The organism is Micromonospora sp. SD12, assembly GCF_052068495.1.
Lineage (GTDB): Bacteria > Actinomycetota > Actinomycetes > Mycobacteriales > Micromonosporaceae > Micromonospora > Micromonospora echinofusca.
The window spans coordinates 601180-619204 of record NZ_JBQHDF010000003.1 but is presented as its reverse complement, the minus strand read 5'-3'; the positions used below and the strand labels follow the sequence as shown (position 1 = coordinate 619204).

Genomic DNA, 18025 nt, shown 5'->3' with positions numbered 1-18025 from the left:
CATCCGCACTCCCGCGACATCCGGGCCACCCGAACGACGGTGGCCGGGCCCCGTACGCCCTCTTCCGTCCCGCACCGCCAGTTTCCTCCACCACCGTCAACCCAGGAGGTCGTCATGACCCAGCACAGTCGCGACATGTCACGCCGCCGACTGCTCTTCGGCGGGGCCGCCGTCGGCGCCGGCGTGCTGCTCGCCGGCTGCACCAGCAACGAGACCAAGCCGACCGAGGCGCAGACCAAGGCGGCGGCCGCGCCGGGCGGCAACAACGAGCCCGGCAAGCGGGTCGTCATCGGCTTCTCCGCGCCGGCTGCGGACCACGGCTGGATCGCCGCCATCACCAACAACGCCAAGGCACAGGCCGGGACGTACTCCGACGTGGAGTTCAAGTCGGTCGAGGCCGGCGCGGACGCGGCGGCCCAGCGGGCGGCGCTGTCCACGCTGATCTCGCAGAAGCCGGACGTGATCGTGCTGCTGCCGCACGACGGTAAGGAGCTCAACGCGTTCGGCCTGGAGGCGATGAAGGCCGGCGTGCCGGTGGTCAACCTGGACCGGGCGTTCCCCGACGCGCGGGCCTACCGGCTGCAGATCAAGGGCGACAACTACGGCATGGGGGTGGCCGCCGCCACCTACATGATCGAGCAGTTCAAGGCCAAGGGCATCAGCAACCCCGTGATCGGCGAGATCGCCGGCATGGACGAGCTGGAGCTGACCCAGGAGCGGTCGAAGGGCTTCGTCGACACCCTGACGGCGAGCGGCTTCAAGGTCGCCAACCGCCGGGCCGCCCGGTTCACGGCCGACTCCGGGCAGCAGGAGGCGGCGCAGCTGCTCCAGGCGCTGCCGAAGATCGACGCGCTCTGGAACCACGACGACGACCAGGGCATCGGCGTGCTGGCGGCGGTCAACCAGAGCGGCCGCAAGGAGTTCTTCATGGTCGGTGGCGCCGGCTCGAAGAAGGCGATGGAGGACATCCAGGCCGACAACACGGTGCTCAAGGCGACCGTGACCTACAGCCCCTCGATGGCCTCCTCGGCCATCTCCCTGGCCCGCCTGATCGGCCAGGGCAGGGGCATGTCCGACCTGGTGGAACTCCAGGTGCCCAAGGAGATCATCCTCGCCTCGGAGACGATCACCAAGGAGAACGCGGGCGACTACCTCAAGCTCGGGTTCTGATACACGGGGGGAGACCCACCTTGTCCACGACAGACAGAGAACTGCGGGTCGGCATGGTCGGCTACGCGTTCATGGGCGCCGCGCACTCGCAGGCGTGGCGCACCGTGAACCGGGTGTTCGACCTGCCGGCGCGGGCCCGGATGGCGCTGATCTGCGGCCGGGACACCGCGAAGGTGGCCGACGCCGCCGGCCGGCTCGGCTGGGACGCGCACACCACCGACTGGCGCGAGCTGGTCGCCTCCGACGACATCGACGTGGTCGACGTCTGCACGCCGGGGGACAGCCACGCCGAGATCGCCCTCGCCGCGCTGGCCGCCGGCAAGCACGTGCTGTGCGAGAAGCCGCTGGCCAACACGATCTCCGAGGCCCGGGCGATGGCCGCCGCGGCGGTCACCGCGCAGGCCGCCGGGGTGCGGTCGATGTGTGGCTTCAACTACCGGCGGGTGCCGGCGGTCGCGATGATGCGCCAGCTCGTCGCCGACGGGCGGCTCGGGGTGATCCGGCACGTCCGGGCGACGTACCTGCAGGACTGGATCGTGGACCCGCAGTTCCCCCTGGTCTGGCGGTTGCAGCGGGACCGGGCCGGCTCCGGTGCGCTCGGCGACATCGGCGCGCACATCATCGACCTGACCCAGTACGTCACCGGCCGGCGGATCACCGGGGTCAGCGCGATTACCGAGACGTTCGTCAAGGAGCGGCCGCTACCGGCCGGGTCGAGCGGGCTGGCGGCGATGGTGGACGGGGCGGCGGTGGACGGGCTGACGGCGGCCGACGCGAACGGCGCCGACGGCCACCGCCCGGCCACCGGGATGGTCACCGTCGACGACGCGGCGGTCTTCGTGGCCCGGCTCGACGGCGGCGTGCTGGCCACGTACGAGGCGAGCCGCTTCGCCACGGGACGCAAGAACGCCCTCCGGGTGGAGATCAACGGCTCGCTGGGCACGGTGGCCTTCGACCTGGAACGCCTCAACGAGCTGGAGTTCTACGACGCGACGCGACCCGCCGCCGAGCAGGGCTTCAGCCGCATCCTGGTGACCGAGGGGGAGCACCCGTACATGTCCGCGTGGTGGCCGCCCGGGCACATCATCGGCTACGAGCACTCCTTCACCCACCAGGCGCGGGACTTCATCGAGGCGGTCGCCACCGGCGTCGACCCGGCCCCCTCCTTCGTGGACGGGTTGCAGGTCCAGCTCGTGCTGGACGCGGTGACCCGGTCGGCGGAGCTGGGCTCCTCGTGGACGGAGGTGGAGCCGGCCCTGGCCACGGTGGCCGCCTGAGCCGACTCCGGTGCCGACCGGCGAGGGACCGGCCGCGGTTGCGCCCCGCGGCCGGGACGAGGTCGGAGCCGGAGGGCGTGCGGCCGGGCCGGCGTGGCCCGGTGCCGCACGAGCAGAACGGTCGTCCGGTGCGGCCGGACCGGGATTCCCCGGTCGCACCGGAGGACCGTCACCACCCGGCGACGCCGCCGGGCCGTGTCACCCCACGACGTCCGGTCGGTGCGCGCCGTCGTCCCGGCCGGCGGACGCGGGGGAGGCAGGGACGGGACGCCGACCGGCCCTGCCTGCCAGCCCCGTCCGTCCGCGCCCGCACCGGGAGCCGGGCCGGGGTCGTCGCCGCCGACGTCGACACCGGACCGGCGGGCTCCACCCGGGGCGGCCGGCGGACGGGGCCCATCCGCATAGATGCGTATCTTTCTGAACAAACTTCTGATATCTATGTAACTCAATGCACGGCTGGTTCCTCCTGATCGGGAAGGAGCACCATGCGTACGGGTGTCTGGCTGGTGGGAGCGCGCGGCTCGGTCGCGACCACCAGCATCGTGGGGGCGCTCGCCCTGCGGTCCGGGCTCACCGGCCCGACCGGCTGCGTCACCGAGCTGCCCGACCTGCGTGGGCCCGCCCTGCCGGCCTTCACCGACCTGGTCTTCGGCGGGCACGACGTCGTCACCACCCCGCTGGCGAAGCGGGCCGAGGCCCTGGCCGCCGCCGGCGTGCTGCCCGGCCGGCTGGTCGCCGCCCTGCCCGACGAGCTGGCCGCCGTCGAACGCGCGCTGCGCCCGGCCCCCGCAGGCGGTACCCAGGCGGACCGGGCCGCCGCGACCGTACGCGACCTGACCGACTTCCGCCGCCGGCACCGGCTCGACCGGGTCGTGGTGGTCAACGTCTCGGCCACCGAACCGGCCGCCCTGCCGCACCCGGGCCACGCCGACCCGGACGCGCTGGCCGCCGCGCTCGCCGGTGGCGACGAGGTGCTGCCACCCAGCTCCCTCTACGCGTACGCGGCGGTGCGCGCCGGCTGCCCGTACGTCGACTTCACCCCGTCCACCGGGCTGCGGCTGCCGGCCCTGACGGCGCTCGCCGCCGAGTGCGGCCTCCCGTACGCCGGGCACGACGGCAAGACGGGGGAGACCCTGGTCAAGTCCGTGCTCGCGCCGATGTTCGCGATGCGGCACCTCGCGGTGCGCTCCTGGTCCGGGGTCAACCTGCTCGGCGGCGGCGACGGCGCCACCCTCGCCGACCCGGCGGCCAACGCGGCCAAGGTGGAGAGCAAGCAGCGGGTGCTCGGCGAGACCCTCGGCCACCTGCCTCAGGGCGGCACCCGGATCGAGTACGTCGAGGCGCTGGGCGACTTCAAGACCGCGTGGGACCTGGTCACCTTCGCCGGCTTCCTCGGCACCGGGATGCGGATGGAGTTCACCTGGCACGGCTGCGACTCCGCGCTGGCCGCGCCCCTCGTGCTCGATCTGGCCCGGCTCACCGCCGCCGCGCACGCCGCCGGCCACGCCGGCCCGCTGGTGGACCTCGCCTTCTTCTTCAAGGACCCGCTCGGCGCGCCCACGCACTCGCTGGCCGAGCAGTGGACCCGGCTGTGCGACTTCGCCCGCCGGCTGCACGCGGGGGACACCGATGCCACGCCTCGCTGACCTCGCCGAACTCGTCCGGGCACCGGCCGCGCTGTCGGTACCCGGGGACGTCGTCGCCGGCGCGGCGGCCGCCGGCACGCTCGGCCGGCGTACGCCCGCGCTGGCCGCCGCGTCCGTCCTGCTCTACTGGGCGGGGATGGCGGCCAACGACTGGGCCGACCGCCGACTCGACGCCGTCGAACGCCCCGAGCGGCCCATCCCCAGCGGCCGGGTGGCCCCCGCAGCCGCGCTCGGCCTCGCCGCCGGGCTCACCGCCGCCGGGGTCGCGCTCGCCACCGCCGCCGGGGGCAGGCGCGCCGCGGCGGTCGCCGTCCCGCTCGCCGCCACCGTCTGGGGGTACGACCTGGCGGCGAAGTCGACCCCCGCCGGCCCGGCCGTGATGGCCGCCTGCCGGGGGCTGGACGTGCTGCTGGGTGCCACCGGCGGACGGGTGCTGCGGGCGGTGCCGGCGGCGCTCACCGTGGCCGCGCACACCGTCACCGTCACCGCGCTCTCCCGCCGCGAGGTAACCGGCGCCGACGCCGCGCTGCCGCTGCGTACCCTCGCCGGCACCGCCCTGGTCGCCGCGAGCGCCGCCGTGCCGCGCGCCGTCCCGCCGGTGCGGGACCGCCGTCCCGGCGCAGGCACCGAACCGCCCGGCCGCGCCCTCCAGCGGGGCCCGGCCGCCGCGCTGTCCGCCCTGCTGGCCGGCTGGTACGCGGCCCGCTACGGCGCGGCCCAAGTTGCGGTGGCGGCCGACCCCACCGCCGGCCGGGTACGGGCGGCGGTGGGCGCCGGGATCACCGGACTGCCCGCGTTGCAGGGCGCGCTGACCGCCCGCGCCGGGGCGGGGCTGCTCGGGGCGGCGGTGGCGGTGGCCGCGCCGCTGGGCGGCCGGCTCGCCCGGAAGGTCTCGCCGACGTGACCGCCCCGACCCGTTCCGCGCCGACTCCCCGCAGCCCGGCGCCGGCCGGCGCGGCCGGCGGGCTCCGCTTCGGCTACGGGACCAACGGGTTCGCGAACCACCGGCTGGCCGACGCGCTCGCCGTCGTCGCCGACCTGGGCTACCGGGGCGTGGCGCTCACCCTGGACCACGACCACCTCGACCCGTTCGCGCCCGCGCTGGCCCGGCGGGTGTCGGCCGTCGCCCGTCGGCTCTCGGCGCTCGACCTCGCCGTGGTCGTCGAGACCGGCGCCCGCTACCTGCTCGACCCGTGGCACAAGCACGCCCCGACGCTGCTGCACGACGACCCGGCGCGGCGGATCGAGTTCCTGCGCCGGGCCGTACGGATCGGCGCCGACCTGGGCGCGGAGGCCGTCTCCCTCTGGGCCGGCGTCCGGCCGGAGAACGTCGAGCCGGCGACCGCCTGGGACCGGCTGGTCGCCGGCTGCGCGACGGTGGTGGACGCCGCCGAGGCGGCCGGTACGACCCTCGGCTTCGAGCCGGAGCCGGGCATGCTGGTCGAGGACATCGCCGGCTGGCGCCGGCTGCGCGGCGCGCTCGGCGACCCGGCCCGCTTCGGCATCACCCTCGACATCGGGCACTGCCGCTGCCTGGAGCCGCTACCGGTCCCCGAGTGCGTACGCGAGGTGGGCGCGCACCTGGTCAACGTGCAGATCGACGACATGCGCCGGGGCGTGCACGAGCACCTGGAGTTCGGCGCCGGCGAGATCGACTTCCCGCCGGTGCTGCGTGCCCTCGGCGACGTCGGCTACCGGGGCCTGGTCGCCGTGGAACTGCCCCGGCACTCGCACGCCGCCCCCGCCGTCGCGGCCCGCTCGCTCGACTTCCTGCGCGCCGCCGCGAGGGAAGCGGCGCGACCGCAACCGGATGCGGCCGTGAGGGAGGCGGCGCGACGGCGGCGGTGACCGGTCCACGGCGGAGGCACGAGAGAGGAGACGGTATGACACCGGATGCACTGCGGGCCGCGCTGCGGGGCGTACCCGATCCCGACTGGCTCGACGCGGCGCTGCGACGGGTGGCGGCCGAACCGGCGGCGATCGACCGGTTCTTCCCGGCCGCCGGGCGACGCTGCGGCCGGACGCCGCTGCCCGACGCGCCCGGCTGGAGCGCCGACGAGGCGGCCCGGGCCCTGCTGCTGGCCGCGCTGCCCGACGAGCACGCCGCGTACGCGCGGACCCGCTACCTGCACGGCGACGCCGCCGAGAAGCGGGCGGTGCTGAAGGCCCTGCCGCTGCTGCCGGTCGGCGCGGCGGGCGTGCCGCTGCTGCACGACGCGATCCGCACCAACGACACCCGGCTGCTGACCGCCGCCCTCGGCCCGTACGCCCGGCACCTCGACCCGGCCGCCTGGCGGCAGGCGGTGCTCAAGTGCGTCTTCACCGGCGTGCCGCTGGCGGTGGTGCACGACCTCGACGCCCGCGCGGACGGCGAACTCGCGGCGATGCTCGGGGCGCTGGACGCCGAGCGGCGGGCCGCCGGGCGCGGCCTGCCGGCGGACGCGACCGACCTGCTCACCCGGCTGCGCGCGAACCAGGAGGCGTGATGCGCATCTTCGACCCGCACGTCCACATGACCTCGCGGACGACCGACGACTACGAGCGGATGGCCGCCGCCGGCGTACGGGCGGTGGTGGAGCCGGCGTTCTGGCTCGGGCAGCCCCGCACCAGCCCCGCCTCCTTCGCCGACTACTTCGACTCGCTGATCGGCTGGGAGCCGTTCCGGGCCGGGCAGTTCGGGGTGCGCCACCACGCCACCGTTGCGCTGAACCCGAAGGAGGCCAACGACCCGCGCTGTCGCCCGGTGCTCGACCTGCTGCCGCGCTACCTGGAGAAGGACGCCGTGGTGGCGGTCGGCGAGATCGGCTACGACTCGATGACCCCGCAGGAGGACGAGGCGTTCGCCGCCCAGCTCGCCCTGGCCGTGGCGCACGACCTGCCGGCCCTGGTGCACACCCCGCACCGGGACAAGGCGCGTGGCGTCGAGCGCAGCCTCGCGGTGGTGGCCGAATCGGGGATCGAGCCGGGCCGGGTGGTGCTCGACCACCTCAACGAGGTGACGGTGGGCCTGGTCCGCGACACCGGCTGCTGGCTGGGCTTCTCCATCTATCCCGACACCAAGATGTCGCCGCCGCGCATGGTGGAGCTGCTGCGGGCGTACGGGACGGAGCGGATGCTGGTCAACTCGGCGGCCGACTGGGGGCGCTCCGACCCGCTGCTGACCCGGGCCACCGGGGAGGCGATGCTGCTGGCCGGTTTCACCGACGACGACGTGGACCGGGTGCTGTGGCGCAACCCGGTCGAGTTCTACGGCCAGTCGGGGCGGCTCGACCTGACGGACCTGGACGCCGCCGTCGACGCCGGCACGGGCACGGGCACGTGGGCCGGCAACTCGATCCTGCGCGGCGGCAGCTGATGCGGCTGCGGCACCCCGGCGGCGGCACCGTCCACCTCGGCTACTGCACCAACGTGCACCCCGCCGAGGACCTCGCCGGCATCCTGCGCCAGTTGGACACCCACGCCGTGCCCGTACGCGAGGCGCTCGGCGCCGACCTGCTCGGCCTCGGGCTGTGGCTGGCCGCCCCGGTCGCCGCCGAGTTGGCCGCCGACCCGGCCGCCCGTCGCCGGCTGCGCGCCGAGCTGACCGTCCGGGGGCTGGAGGTGGTCACCCTCAACGGCTTCCCGTACGCGGCCTTCCAGGCACCCGTCGTCAAGGGCGACGTCTACCACCCGGACTGGACCACCCCCGCGCGGCTCGCGTACACCCTGGACCTGGCCCGGGTGCTCGCCGACCTGCTGCCCGACGACGCGGCCCGGGGCTCGGTCTCCACCCTGCCGCTGGCCTGGCGGCAACCCTGGGACGCCGCCCGCGCGGACGCCGCCCGTCGACGGCTCGACGAGCTGGCGGCCGGTCTGGCGGCCGTCGAGCGGGAGACCGGCCGGCCGGTGCGGGTGGGCTTCGAGCCGGAGCCCGGCTGCGTGGTGGAGAGCACCGGCCAGGCCGTCGCGGCCCTGTCCGGGCTCGACACCGAGCGGCTCGGCGTCTGCCTGGACCTCGCCCACCTCGCCTGCGCGTGGGAGGAGCCCGCCGACGCGCTGCGCCGGCTGCGTACGGCTGGCCTGCCGGTGGTGAAGGTGCAGGTGTCGGCCGCCATCGAGGCGCCCGCCGGGGCGACGGCGGAGCTGCACCGCTGGGTGGAGCCGCGCTTCCTGCACCAGACCCGCGCCGCCGGCTGCGCGGGCGCGGCGGACCCGGCCCACCCGGCCCACGCCGCCGACGACCTGGACGCCGCCCTGGCCGCGCGGCTGCCCGGGCCGTGGCGGGTGCACTACCACGTGCCGCTGCACGCTCCGCCCGAGCCGCCGCTCGGCTCCACCCTGCCGGTGCTGCGCGCCGCGCTGGCCGCGCTCTACGCCGGGCCCGCGCCGGGCTGCGACCACCTCGACGTCGAGACGTACACCTGGGGGGTGCTGCCGGCCGCGCGGCGCCCGCGCACCGCCGCGGAGCTGGCCGTCGGCATCGCCGCGGAGCTGGCCTTCGCCCGCGCGGAGCTGGTCGCCCTCGGTCTCGCGCCGGCGGGCCGCGCGGTCCCGGCGACGGCGGAGGTACGGCGATGAGCGAGCGTCAGCGAGCGAGTCATCGACACTGGGCTGGGGTGGCTCATGGCGGCGCCGAGCGGAGCGAGGTGACGACATGAGCCGGCGGCTGGTGGTGCTGGACGTGGTGGGGCTGACCCCTCGGCTGCTGGCGCACATGCCCCGGTTGCGCGCGGTCGCCGACGCCGGCTTCCGCGCCGAACTGGGCACGGTGCTGCCCGCGCTGACCTGCCCGGTGCAGTCGACGTTCCTCACCGGGGCGCTCCCGGCCGGGCACGGCGTCGTCGGCAACGGGTGGTACTTCCGCGACCTCGGCGAGGTGCTGCTCTGGCGGCAGCACCACGCCCTGGTCGGCGGCGAGAAGCTGTGGCAGGCGGCCCGCCGGGTCGAGCCGGGCTTCACGGTCGCCAACGTCTGCTGGTGGTACGCGATGGGCGCCGACGTGGACTGGACGGTCACCCCCCGCCCCGTCTACCGCGCCGACGGGCGCAAGGAGCCGGACTGCTACACCGACCCGCCGGAGCTGCACGACGCCCTCACCGACCGGCTGGGCACCTTCCCGCTGTTCAGCTACTGGGGGCCGGGCGCCGGGCTGGCGTCGTCGGCGTGGATCTGCCGGGCCGCCGAGCTGATCCTCGCCGACCACGCGCCGGACCTGACCCTGGTCTACGTCCCGCACCTCGACTACGACCTGCAACGCTTCGGCCCCTCGTCGCCCCGGGCCGCCGCCGCGGCGGCCGAGCTGGACGGCGTGCTCGGGCCGCTGCTGGACGCCGCCCGCGCCCGCGACGCCACCGTGGTGGTGCTCTCCGAGTACGGCATCACCGACGTGTCCCGCCCGGTCGACGTCAACCGGGCGCTGCGCGCCGAGGGGCTGCTGCGGGTGCACACCCAGGCCGGCATGGAGTACCTCGACCCGTGGACCTCGCGGGCCTTCGCGGTGGCCGACCACCAGGTGGCGCACGTCTACGTCCGCGACCCGGCCGACGTGCCGGCGGTGGCGTCGCTCTGCGCCGCGCTGCCGGGGGTGGGCGAGGTGCTCGACGCCGGCGGCCGGGCCGCGTACGGGCTGGACCACCCGCGCGCCGGGGAACTGGTCCTCGTCGCCGAGCCGGACGCCTGGTTCACCTACTACTACTGGCTCGACGACGCCCGCGCGCCCGACTTCGCCCGGCTGGTGGAGATTCATCGCAAGCCGGGTTACGACCCCGCCGAACTCTTCTTCGACCCGGCCGCACCGTTGGCGGCGAAGCGGCGGGCCGCCGTGGCGCTGGCCCGCAGGAAGCTCGGGATGCGCTACCTGATGAGCGTGGTGGGGCTGGACGCCGGCGCCCGCGCCGTGCGGGGGTCGCACGGGCGGCTGCCCGCCGACCCGGCCGACGGGCCGGTGCTGCTCTGCTCCGATGCGTCCGCCGCCCGGGACCGGGTCGCCGCGACCGAGGTCAAGGCGCTGCTGCTGGAGCTGGCGGGGCTGGCGTCCCCGCCGGCCCCCGGCGCGGTCCCGCCGCCGCGCCGTGTCGCGCCCCCGCCGGCCACCCCGGTGGCGGGTCGGCGGCCCGGGGAGGGGCCGTGACCGCCGACGCCGCGACCGACACGAGCGGGCTGCGGGCGCGCTTCGACGCCGCGCTCGCCGCGTTCCTCGACCGGCAGGGCCGGGACTGGCCGGACGGCGCGCCCCGGGGCGTCTTCACCGCGCTGCACCGGTTCGTGCTGGCCGGCGGCAAGCGGCTGCGCCCGCTCTTCTGCTACTGGGGCTGGCGGGGCGCGCACGGCGTCGACGGCGCCCCGATCGTGGCGGCCGCCGCCGCGCTGGAGCTGTTCCACGCGTTCGCGCTGATCCACGACGACATCCTCGACGGCAGCGACCGCCGCCGGGGCGGGCCGTCGGTGCACCGGCTCTTCGCCGACCTGCACGCCCGCTCGTCCTGGCGCGGCGACCCCGAGGCGTACGGGCGCAACACCGCGCTGCTCTGCGGCGACCTCTGCGCCGCCTGGTCCGACCAGATGTTCCACGAGTGCGGCCTGGACGTGGGCCGGGTGCACCGGGGGTACGCGGTCTTCGCGCTGATGCGTACCGAGGTGATCGCGGGGGAGTACCTGGACCTGGTCTCGGGGGTGGGCGACGGGTCGGTGGCGAGCGCGCTGACCGTGGTCCGGATGAAGGCGGCCCGCTACACGGTCACCAGGCCGTTGCAGATCGGCGCGACGCTGGCCGGGGCCGGGCCGGAGCGGGTCGCCGCGCTGGCCGGGTTCGGCGACCCGTTGGGCGACGCGTTCCAGCTGCGCGACGACGTACTGGGGGTCTTCGGCGACCCGACGGTCACCGGCAAGTCGGTCCTGGACGACCTGCGGGAGGGCAAGCCGACGGTGATGATGGCGCTGGCCCGTGGTGCCGCGGACCGGGCGCAGGCCGCGCGGCTGCGGGAGCTGTTCGGCAACCCGGAGCTGGACGGCGACGGCGCCGCCGAGCTGCGGAAGATCATCGAAGCCACCGGGGCCCGTGAGCGGATCGAGGGGATGATCCGGGTACGCGCCGAGGCCGCGCTCGCGGCGCTGGCGTCCGCCCCGGTGACCGCCGAGGCCCGCGCCGCCCTGGCCGGGCTCGCCGCCCAGGCCGTCGACCGGCCCTGCTGAGTCGCCGCGCGCCGACGACTTTCCGTGAGATCGACGAAAGTTAGTGCCGAATCGGCGGAAGGTATGGACACATCGATGCGCGCCGCTTAATGTCGGGCCATCACGAATGTGTTTCGTCGAGGTGAACCGGCGGCGCGGGAACCCATCGACTGGTGACCTCCGATCGATGGGGTCCGCCCCCATCCCTCGCAGGTCACGGCCGGCCGGGCACGGCACCCGGCGGGCCGAGCGCATCCCCCGCTACGGCATCCGGCGCGACGGCGCGCGCCCGCCCTGGCAGTCACTCGTCAGGAAGGGACGGCACACCCATGTCCACCCAGGACGCCCCCATCCACCGGCTCCGCCGACGGCTCAGCGCCGCCTCGGCGCTGCTGCTGGCCGCCACCGCGGGCACGGTCGCCCTCGGCGCCGGCCCGGCCACGCTGGGCGGCCCCACCCCGGCCGAGGCCCACCCCGTCGTCGGCACCGACTTCCAGCAGGTCACGCTCGCCAAGGGCGTCGCCGAGGTCGGCGAGCCCATGACGATCGCGGTGCTGCCGGACCGGTCGGTCCTGCACACCGCCCGCAACGGCACGGTCCGGCGTACGGACTCCGCCGGCACCACCTCCGTGATCGGCACGGTGCCCGTCTACACCCACGACGAGGAGGGGTTGCAGGGCATCGGGGCCGACCCCAACTTCGCCACCAACCGGCACATCTACCTCTACTACGCCCCGCCGCTGGCCACCCCCGCCGGGGACGCGCCCGCGACCGGCAGCGACTTCTCGGCCTGGCAGGGCGTCAACCGGCTCTCCCGGTTCACCCTCAACGCCGACTTCACGATGAACACCGGCAGCAAGGTCGACATCCTCGACGTGCCCGCCGACCGGGGCATGTGCTGCCACGTCGGCGGCGACATCGACTTCGACGCCGCCGGCAACCTCTACCTCTCCACCGGCGACGACACCAACCCGTTCGACTCGGCCGGGTACGCGCCCATCGACGAGCGCACCAACCGCAACCCCGCGTACGACGCGCAGCGCAGCGCGGCCAACACCAACGACCTGCGCGGCAAGATCCTGCGGATCAAGGTGAACGCCAACGGCACGTACTCGATCCCGGCCGGCAACATGTTCGTCGACTCGGACGCGCGGACCCGACCCGAGATCTACGCGATGGGCTTCCGCAACCCGTTCCGGATGAGCGTCGACCGGGCCACCGGCATCGTCTACGTCGGCGACTACGGCCCGGACGCCGGCACCACCAGCGCCCGGGGCCCCAGCGGCCAGGTGGAGTTCAACCGGATCACCGGGCCCGGCAACTACGGCTGGCCGTACTGCACGGGCACCAACACGGCCACCGAGACGTACGCCGAGTGGGACTTCGCCGCCGGGACCGCCGGGGCGAAGTACAACTGCTCCGGCGGGCCGACCAACAACTCGTTCCGCAACACGGGCCTGCCCACCCTGCCCGGCGCGAAGCCGGCCTGGATCCGGTACGCCGGCGACGCCGGCACCCCGCCGGAGTTCGGCGGTGGCTCCGAGTCGCCGATGGGCGGCCCGGTCTACCGCTACGACGCCGCGCTCAACTCCACCACCAAGTTCCCGCAGTCCTTCGACGGGCAGTTCTTCGCCGGCGAACTCGGCCGGGGCTGGGTGAAGCCGATCCACCTCAACGCCGACGGCTCCCCGGGTGGCATCGACACGTTCCCGTGGAACGGCAAGCAGGTCATGGACATGGCGTTCGGGCCCGAGGGCGCGCTCTACGTCCTCGACTACGGCACCGGGTACTTCAACGGCGACGCCAACTCGGCGCTCTACCGCTACGACTACATCGCCGGCGGCAACCGGGCGCCGACCGCCGTCGCCGCGGCCGACAAGACCTCCGGCGCGGCCCCGCTGACCGTGAACTTCTCCTCGGCCGGGTCCAGCGACCCGGAGGGCGGGGCGCTCACGTACTCCTGGGCGTTCGGCGACGGCACCAGCTCGACGGCGGCCAACCCCAGCAAGACGTACACCGCCAACGGCACCTACCAGGTCACGCTGACCGTACGCGACCCCCAGGGCGCCACCGGCACGGCGAACGTGCAGATCGGCGTCGGCAACACCGCCCCCACGGTCACCATCAACAGCCCGGCCAACGGCAAGCTGTTCAGCTACGGCGACACCGTGCCGTTCAGCATCACCGTGACCGACCCCGAGGACGCCGCCATCGACTGCTCCAAGGTCAAGATGACGTACGTGCTGGGCCACGACAACCACGGCCACCAGATCACCTCGAAGAACGGCTGCTCGGGCTCGATCACCATCCCCGTGGACGGTGAGCACGACGACGCGGCGAACATCTTCGCCGTCTTCGACGCCGAGTACACCGACGCCGGCGGGCTGACCACGCACAAGCAGCACACCCTCCAGCCGCGCAAGCGCCAGGCGGAGCACTTCAAGACCTCCTCCGGCGTCGGGACCTTCGACAAGGCCACCGCCGAGGGCGGCAGGACCGTCGGCGACATCCACAACGGCGACTGGATCGCGTTCGAGCCGTACCGGATCGACAACGCGACCTCGTTCAGCGCCCGGGTCTCCTCGGCCGGCGCCGGCGGCACCCTCCAGGTGCGGGTCGGCTCGCCCACCGGCACCGTGCTCGGCTCCGCCACCGTCCCGGTCACCGGCGCCTGGGACACGTTCACCACCGTCAGCGGCAGCATCTCCGGTGCGCCGGCCAGCACCGGGACCCTCTACCTCACGTTCGCCGGCGCGGGCACCGGCGCGCTCTACGACGTGGACACGTTCGCCTTCACCACCGGCGCGGCGGGGGTCCGCACCGGCCCGGTCGTCGGGCTCGGCGGCAAGTGCCTGGACGTCCGCAACGCGGCCACGGCCGACGGCACCCAGATCCAGATCTACGGCTGCAACGGCACCGCCGCGCAGACGTGGACGGTGACGCCGAACTCGACGGTGAAGGCGCTGGGCAAGTGCCTGGACATCTCCGGCGGCGGGTCCGCCGACGGCACGAAGATCCAGCTGTACGGCTGCAACGGCACCGGCGCGCAGAACTGGTCGGCCCAGGCGGACGGGACGCTGAAGAACCCGCAGACCGGCAAGTGCCTGGACGTCTCCGGCAACAACCCGGCCGACGGGCAGGCCGTGCACCTGTGGACCTGCCACACCGGCGCCAACCAGAAGTGGACCCTGCCCTGACCTGAGGCGGGGAGGGGCCGCCGTGCCCCTCCCCGCTTCGGCGGGCCCTCGACAGCCCCGGCAATTGGAGAGCGACATGCGCAGACTCCTCCGACCCATCCTCGGCGCGGCCACCGCCGTCCTCGCCGTCCTCGCCTGCACCACCCCGGCCACCCCCGCCAGCGCCGCCGACGCCCCGTACGACGTGCTGGTCTTCTCCAAGACGGCCGGCTTCCGGCACGACTCCATCGCGGTCGGCACGCAGGCGATCCGCGACCTCGGCGCGGCCAACAACTTCACCGTCACCGCCACCGAGGACGCCGCCCAGTTCACGACCGCCAACCTGTCCCGCTTCGAGGCGGTGGTCTTCCTCAACACCACGGGCGACGTGCTCGACGCCACCCAGCAGAGCGCCTTCGAGTCGTACATCGGCGCCGGCGGTGGGTACGTCGGCGTGCACGCCGCCGCCGACACGGAGTACGGCTGGTCCTTCTACGGCAACCTGGTCGGGGCGTACTTCGCCTCGCACCCGCACATCCAACAGGCGAACGTCAAGGCGGAGAACCGGGCGCACGCGGCGACCGCGCACCTGCCGCAGACCTGGACCCGCACCGACGAGTGGTACAACTACCAGACCAACGCCCGCTCCACGGCCCGGGTGCTGGCCACCCTCGACGAGTCCTCCTACTCGGGCGGCTCGATGGGCGCCGACCACCCGCACTCCTGGTGCAAGACCTACAGCGGGGGCCGGTCCTTCTACACCGGCGGCGGGCACACCCAGGCGTCGTACGCCGAGCCGGCCTTCCGCGCCCACCTGCTCGGCGGCATCCGGTACGCGGCCGGCCGGGCCAAGGCCGACTGCCGGCCCGAGAGCGGGTACACGCCGCTCTACAACGGCTCCACCACCGGCTGGTCGCAGGCCGGGCCGGGCAGCTTCAGCAACGCCGACGCCACCCTCACCTCGGTCGGCGGGATGGGGCTGTACTGGTACAGCGCGAAGCAGTTCACCAACTACTCGCTGAAGCTGGACTGGCGCCTCGCCGGCGACGACAACTCCGGCGTCTTCATCGGCTTCCCGGCCTCCAGCGACCCCTGGTCGGCGGTGAACAACGGCTACGAGATCCAGATCGACGCCACCGACGCGGCCGACCGCACCACCGGCGCGGTCTACACCTTCAAGTCCGCCGACATCGCCGCCCGGGACGCGGCGCTCAACCCGCCGGGGGAGTGGAACACCTACGAGCTGCTCGTCGAGGGCGAACGCCTCCAGGTCTTCCTCAACGGGGTGAAGATCAACGACTTCACCAACACCGACCCGGTCCGCTCGCTCGCCGGCCACATCGGGCTCCAAAACCACGGCACCGGCGACGACGCGTCGTTCCGCAACATCCGGATCAAGGAACTCGGCGTCAACCCGCCGGGCGGGAACACCACCGTCCAGGCGGAGGCGTTCAGCTCGGCCGGCGGGGTCGCCCCGTTCGCCAAGGCCGGCGCCAACGGCGGCCAGACCCTCGGCCACATCGACCCGGGCGACTGGGCCGCGTACGCCGGGCTCGACCTGACCGGGGTGACGTCGCTGCGGGCACGGGTCGTCTCCGGCGGTCCGGGCGGCACCCTCCAGGTGCGTACCGGGTCCACGACCGGCACCGTGCTCGGCTCGGTCGCCGTGCCGAACACGGGCAGTTGGACAACCTTCGCCGACGTCACGACCGCCCTGTCCGGGGTGCCGTCCGGCACCCGGGACCTCTACCTGACCTTCACCGGCTCGGGCACGGGGCTCTTCGACGTGGACGACTTCACCCTGGTCAGGTCCGGCGGCAGCGGCGGCGTCGGGCCGATCCGGGGCCTGGGCGGCAAGTGCCTGGACGTGCGCAACGGCGCCACGGCCGACGGCACCCAGATCCAGATCCAGACCTGCAACGGCTCCGCCGCGCAGACGTGGACGGTGACGCCGAACTCGACGGTGAAGGCGCTGGGCAAGTGCCTGGACGTCTCGGGCGGCGCCTCGGCGGACGGGACGAAGATCCAGTTGTGGACGTGCAACGGTACGGGCGCGCAGAACTGGTCGGCCCAGGCGGACGGGACGCTGAAGAACCCGCAGTCGGGCAAGTGCCTGGACGTCTCGGGCAACAACCCGGCCGACGGGCAGGCCGTGCACCTGTGGACCTGCCACACCGGCGCCAACCAGAAGTGGACCCTGCCCTGATCCGCTGACCCTCCCGCCCCTCCCCGCGATCCCGCGGTCCGGCCCGGCACGGTGTGCGTACCGGGGACGGAGAGCCGCAGGACCGCGGGGAGGGGCGGGGGCTTTCGTGGGGGGCCCGGCGGTCCTAGAGTGGGGGCGGCGACCGTCGCGGTTGCCGGTGACCGGCGGGAGGCGCAACCCGCCCGGGTCCAGGTGCGCAGGCACCCACCGGCGATCCGCAGCGGCCCGTCGCGTACGGCCCGGCCGGTCACCCTCGCCCCGGTCCCGCACCCACGGAATCCCCCATCACCACAGGGGAGAAGCACCATGGCGCGACCCATCACGCTCTTCACCGGCCAGTGGGCCGACCTTCCGTTCGACGAGGTCTGCCGGCTCGCCGCCGAGTGGGGCTACGACGGGCTGGAGATCGCCTGCTGGGGCGACCACTTCGAGGTCGACAAGGCGCTCGCGGACGACTCGTACGTCGAGCGGAAGCGGGAGACCCTCGCGAAGCACAACCTGAAGGTCTTCGCGATCTCCAACCACCTGGTCGGCCAGGCCGTCTGCGACCACCCGATCGACGAGCGGCACCAGGGCATCCTGCCCGCCCGGATCTGGGGCGACGGCGAACCCGAGGGCGTACGCCGCCGCGCCGCCGAGGAGATCAAGGACACCGCGCGGGCGGCCGCGAAGCTGGGGGTGGACACCGTCGTCGGCTTCACCGGGTCGTCGATCTGGCACACGCTGGCGATGTTCCCGCCGGTGCCGCCGTCGATGATCGAGCGCGGCTACCAGGACTTCGCCGACCGGTGGAACCCGATCCTCGACGTCTTCGACGAGGTGGGCGTGCGCTTCGCCCACGAGGTGCACCCGAGCGAGATCGCGTACGACTACTGGACGACGAAGCGGGCGCTGGAGGCGGTCGGACACCGGCCCGCGTTCGGGCTGAACTGGGACCCGTCGCACTTCGTCTGGCAGGAACTGGACCCGGTGAACTTCATCTTCGACTTCGCCGACCGGATCTACCACGTCGACTGCAAGGACGCGAAGGTGCGTACGGGCGACGGGCGGCGGGGCCGGCTCGCCTCGCACCTGCCGTGGGCGGACATGCGGCGCGGCTGGGACTTCGTCTCCACCGGCCACGGCGACGTGCCCTGGGAGGACTGCTTCCGGGCGTTGAACGCGATCGGCTACGCCGGCCCGATCTCGATCGAGTGGGAGGACGCCGGGATGGACCGCCTCGTCGGTGCCCCGGAGGCGTTGCAGTTCGTCCGCCGGCTCGCCTTCGACGCCCCGGCCGCTGCCTTCGACGCCGCGTTCAGCAGCAAGGACTGACCGCTCCGGGCCTACCCGGGCGGGCCGACGTCGAGGGTCCCGCACCCGGGCGGGCTTCCGTCAGCGGGCGCGCACGGGGGCGGCCGG

Annotated in this window: 13 protein-coding genes; all 13 read left to right on the top strand. The window is 74.4% G+C overall.

The genetic code is table 11. The features are described 5' to 3' along the window. The first annotated feature begins 114 nt into the window (after window positions 1-114). Complete coding sequence (locus ACTMS2_RS09790) at window positions 115-1170, top strand: substrate-binding domain-containing protein (RefSeq protein ID WP_441175114.1); 1056 nt, start codon at window positions 115-117, stop codon at window positions 1168-1170. 53 nt (window positions 1171-1223) lie between these two features. Next, entirely contained in the window at window positions 1224-2447 is a 1224-nt protein-coding gene (locus ACTMS2_RS09785; protein WP_441175150.1) for a Gfo/Idh/MocA family protein, read from the top strand. Window positions 2448-2932: 485 nt separating this feature from the next. Next, on the top strand, window positions 2933-4093 hold the full coding sequence (locus ACTMS2_RS09780; protein WP_441175113.1) for an inositol-3-phosphate synthase: 1161 nt from the start codon (window positions 2933-2935) through the stop codon (window positions 4091-4093). After that, complete coding sequence (locus tag ACTMS2_RS09775) at window positions 4077-4997, top strand: SCO3242 family prenyltransferase (RefSeq protein ID WP_441175112.1); 921 nt, start codon at window positions 4077-4079, stop codon at window positions 4995-4997. The genes ACTMS2_RS09780 and ACTMS2_RS09775 overlap by 17 nt, the downstream gene beginning before the upstream one ends. Further along, entirely contained in the window at window positions 4994-5941 is a 948-nt protein-coding gene (locus tag ACTMS2_RS09770) for a sugar phosphate isomerase/epimerase family protein (RefSeq protein WP_441175111.1), read from the top strand. Before ACTMS2_RS09775 ends, ACTMS2_RS09770 begins: the two co-directional genes overlap by 4 nt. 35 nt (window positions 5942-5976) lie before the next feature. Continuing rightward, window positions 5977-6579: an EboA domain-containing protein gene (locus ACTMS2_RS09765; RefSeq protein WP_441175110.1), complete on the top strand. Its 603-nt coding sequence runs from the start codon at window positions 5977-5979 to the stop codon at window positions 6577-6579. Next, a complete protein-coding gene (locus ACTMS2_RS09760; protein WP_441175109.1) occupies window positions 6579-7448 on the top strand; it encodes a TatD family hydrolase in 870 nt (289 codons plus the stop codon). Before ACTMS2_RS09765 ends, ACTMS2_RS09760 begins: the two co-directional genes overlap by 1 nt. Continuing rightward, on the top strand, window positions 7448-8650 hold the full coding sequence (eboE, locus tag ACTMS2_RS09755; RefSeq protein WP_441175108.1) for a metabolite traffic protein EboE: 1203 nt from the start codon (window positions 7448-7450) through the stop codon (window positions 8648-8650). Before ACTMS2_RS09760 ends, eboE begins: the two co-directional genes overlap by 1 nt. A gap of 76 nt (window positions 8651-8726) precedes the next feature. After that, window positions 8727-10202: an alkaline phosphatase family protein gene (locus tag ACTMS2_RS09750; protein ID WP_441175107.1), complete on the top strand. Its 1476-nt coding sequence runs from the start codon at window positions 8727-8729 to the stop codon at window positions 10200-10202. Beyond that, window positions 10199-11263 carry a polyprenyl synthetase family protein gene (locus tag ACTMS2_RS09745; RefSeq protein WP_441175106.1) on the top strand — a complete coding sequence of 355 codons (1065 nt, stop codon included), beginning with the start codon at window positions 10199-10201 and terminating at the stop codon, window positions 11261-11263. The genes ACTMS2_RS09750 and ACTMS2_RS09745 overlap by 4 nt, the downstream gene beginning before the upstream one ends. Before the next feature lie 308 nt (window positions 11264-11571). Then, entirely contained in the window at window positions 11572-14439 is a 2868-nt protein-coding gene (locus tag ACTMS2_RS09740) for a PQQ-dependent sugar dehydrogenase (protein WP_441175105.1), read from the top strand. Between the two features lie 76 nt (window positions 14440-14515). Further along, window positions 14516-16624 carry a ThuA domain-containing protein gene (locus tag ACTMS2_RS09735; protein ID WP_441175104.1) on the top strand — a complete coding sequence of 703 codons (2109 nt, stop codon included), beginning with the start codon at window positions 14516-14518 and terminating at the stop codon, window positions 16622-16624. A 306-nt stretch (window positions 16625-16930) separates the two neighbouring features. Next, window positions 16931-17938: a sugar phosphate isomerase/epimerase family protein gene (locus ACTMS2_RS09730; protein WP_441175103.1), complete on the top strand. Its 1008-nt coding sequence runs from the start codon at window positions 16931-16933 to the stop codon at window positions 17936-17938. Window positions 17939-18025: the final 87 nt, after the last annotated feature.

Excerpts from the sequence above, each read along its gene's own strand:
- ACTMS2_RS09730 (WP_441175103.1), top strand. The coding sequence starts at position 16,931 with ATGGCGCGACCCATCACGCTCTTCACCGGCCAGTGGGCCGACCTTCCG.
- ACTMS2_RS09760 (WP_441175109.1), top strand. The coding sequence starts at position 6,579 with ATGCGCATCTTCGACCCGCACGTCCACATGACCTCGCGGACGACCGAC.
- ACTMS2_RS09740 (WP_441175105.1), top strand. The coding sequence starts at position 11,572 with ATGTCCACCCAGGACGCCCCCATCCACCGGCTCCGCCGACGGCTCAGC.
- ACTMS2_RS09775 (WP_441175112.1), top strand. The coding sequence starts at position 4,077 with ATGCCACGCCTCGCTGACCTCGCCGAACTCGTCCGGGCACCGGCCGCG.
- eboE (WP_441175108.1), top strand. The coding sequence starts at position 7,448 with ATGCGGCTGCGGCACCCCGGCGGCGGCACCGTCCACCTCGGCTACTGC.
- ACTMS2_RS09790 (WP_441175114.1), top strand. The coding sequence starts at position 115 with ATGACCCAGCACAGTCGCGACATGTCACGCCGCCGACTGCTCTTCGGC.
- ACTMS2_RS09780 (WP_441175113.1), top strand. The coding sequence starts at position 2,933 with ATGCGTACGGGTGTCTGGCTGGTGGGAGCGCGCGGCTCGGTCGCGACC.
- ACTMS2_RS09735 (WP_441175104.1), top strand. The coding sequence starts at position 14,516 with ATGCGCAGACTCCTCCGACCCATCCTCGGCGCGGCCACCGCCGTCCTC.
- ACTMS2_RS09765 (WP_441175110.1), top strand. The coding sequence starts at position 5,977 with ATGACACCGGATGCACTGCGGGCCGCGCTGCGGGGCGTACCCGATCCC.
- ACTMS2_RS09750 (WP_441175107.1), top strand. The coding sequence starts at position 8,727 with ATGAGCCGGCGGCTGGTGGTGCTGGACGTGGTGGGGCTGACCCCTCGG.
- ACTMS2_RS09785 (WP_441175150.1), top strand. The coding sequence starts at position 1,224 with ATGGTCGGCTACGCGTTCATGGGCGCCGCGCACTCGCAGGCGTGGCGC.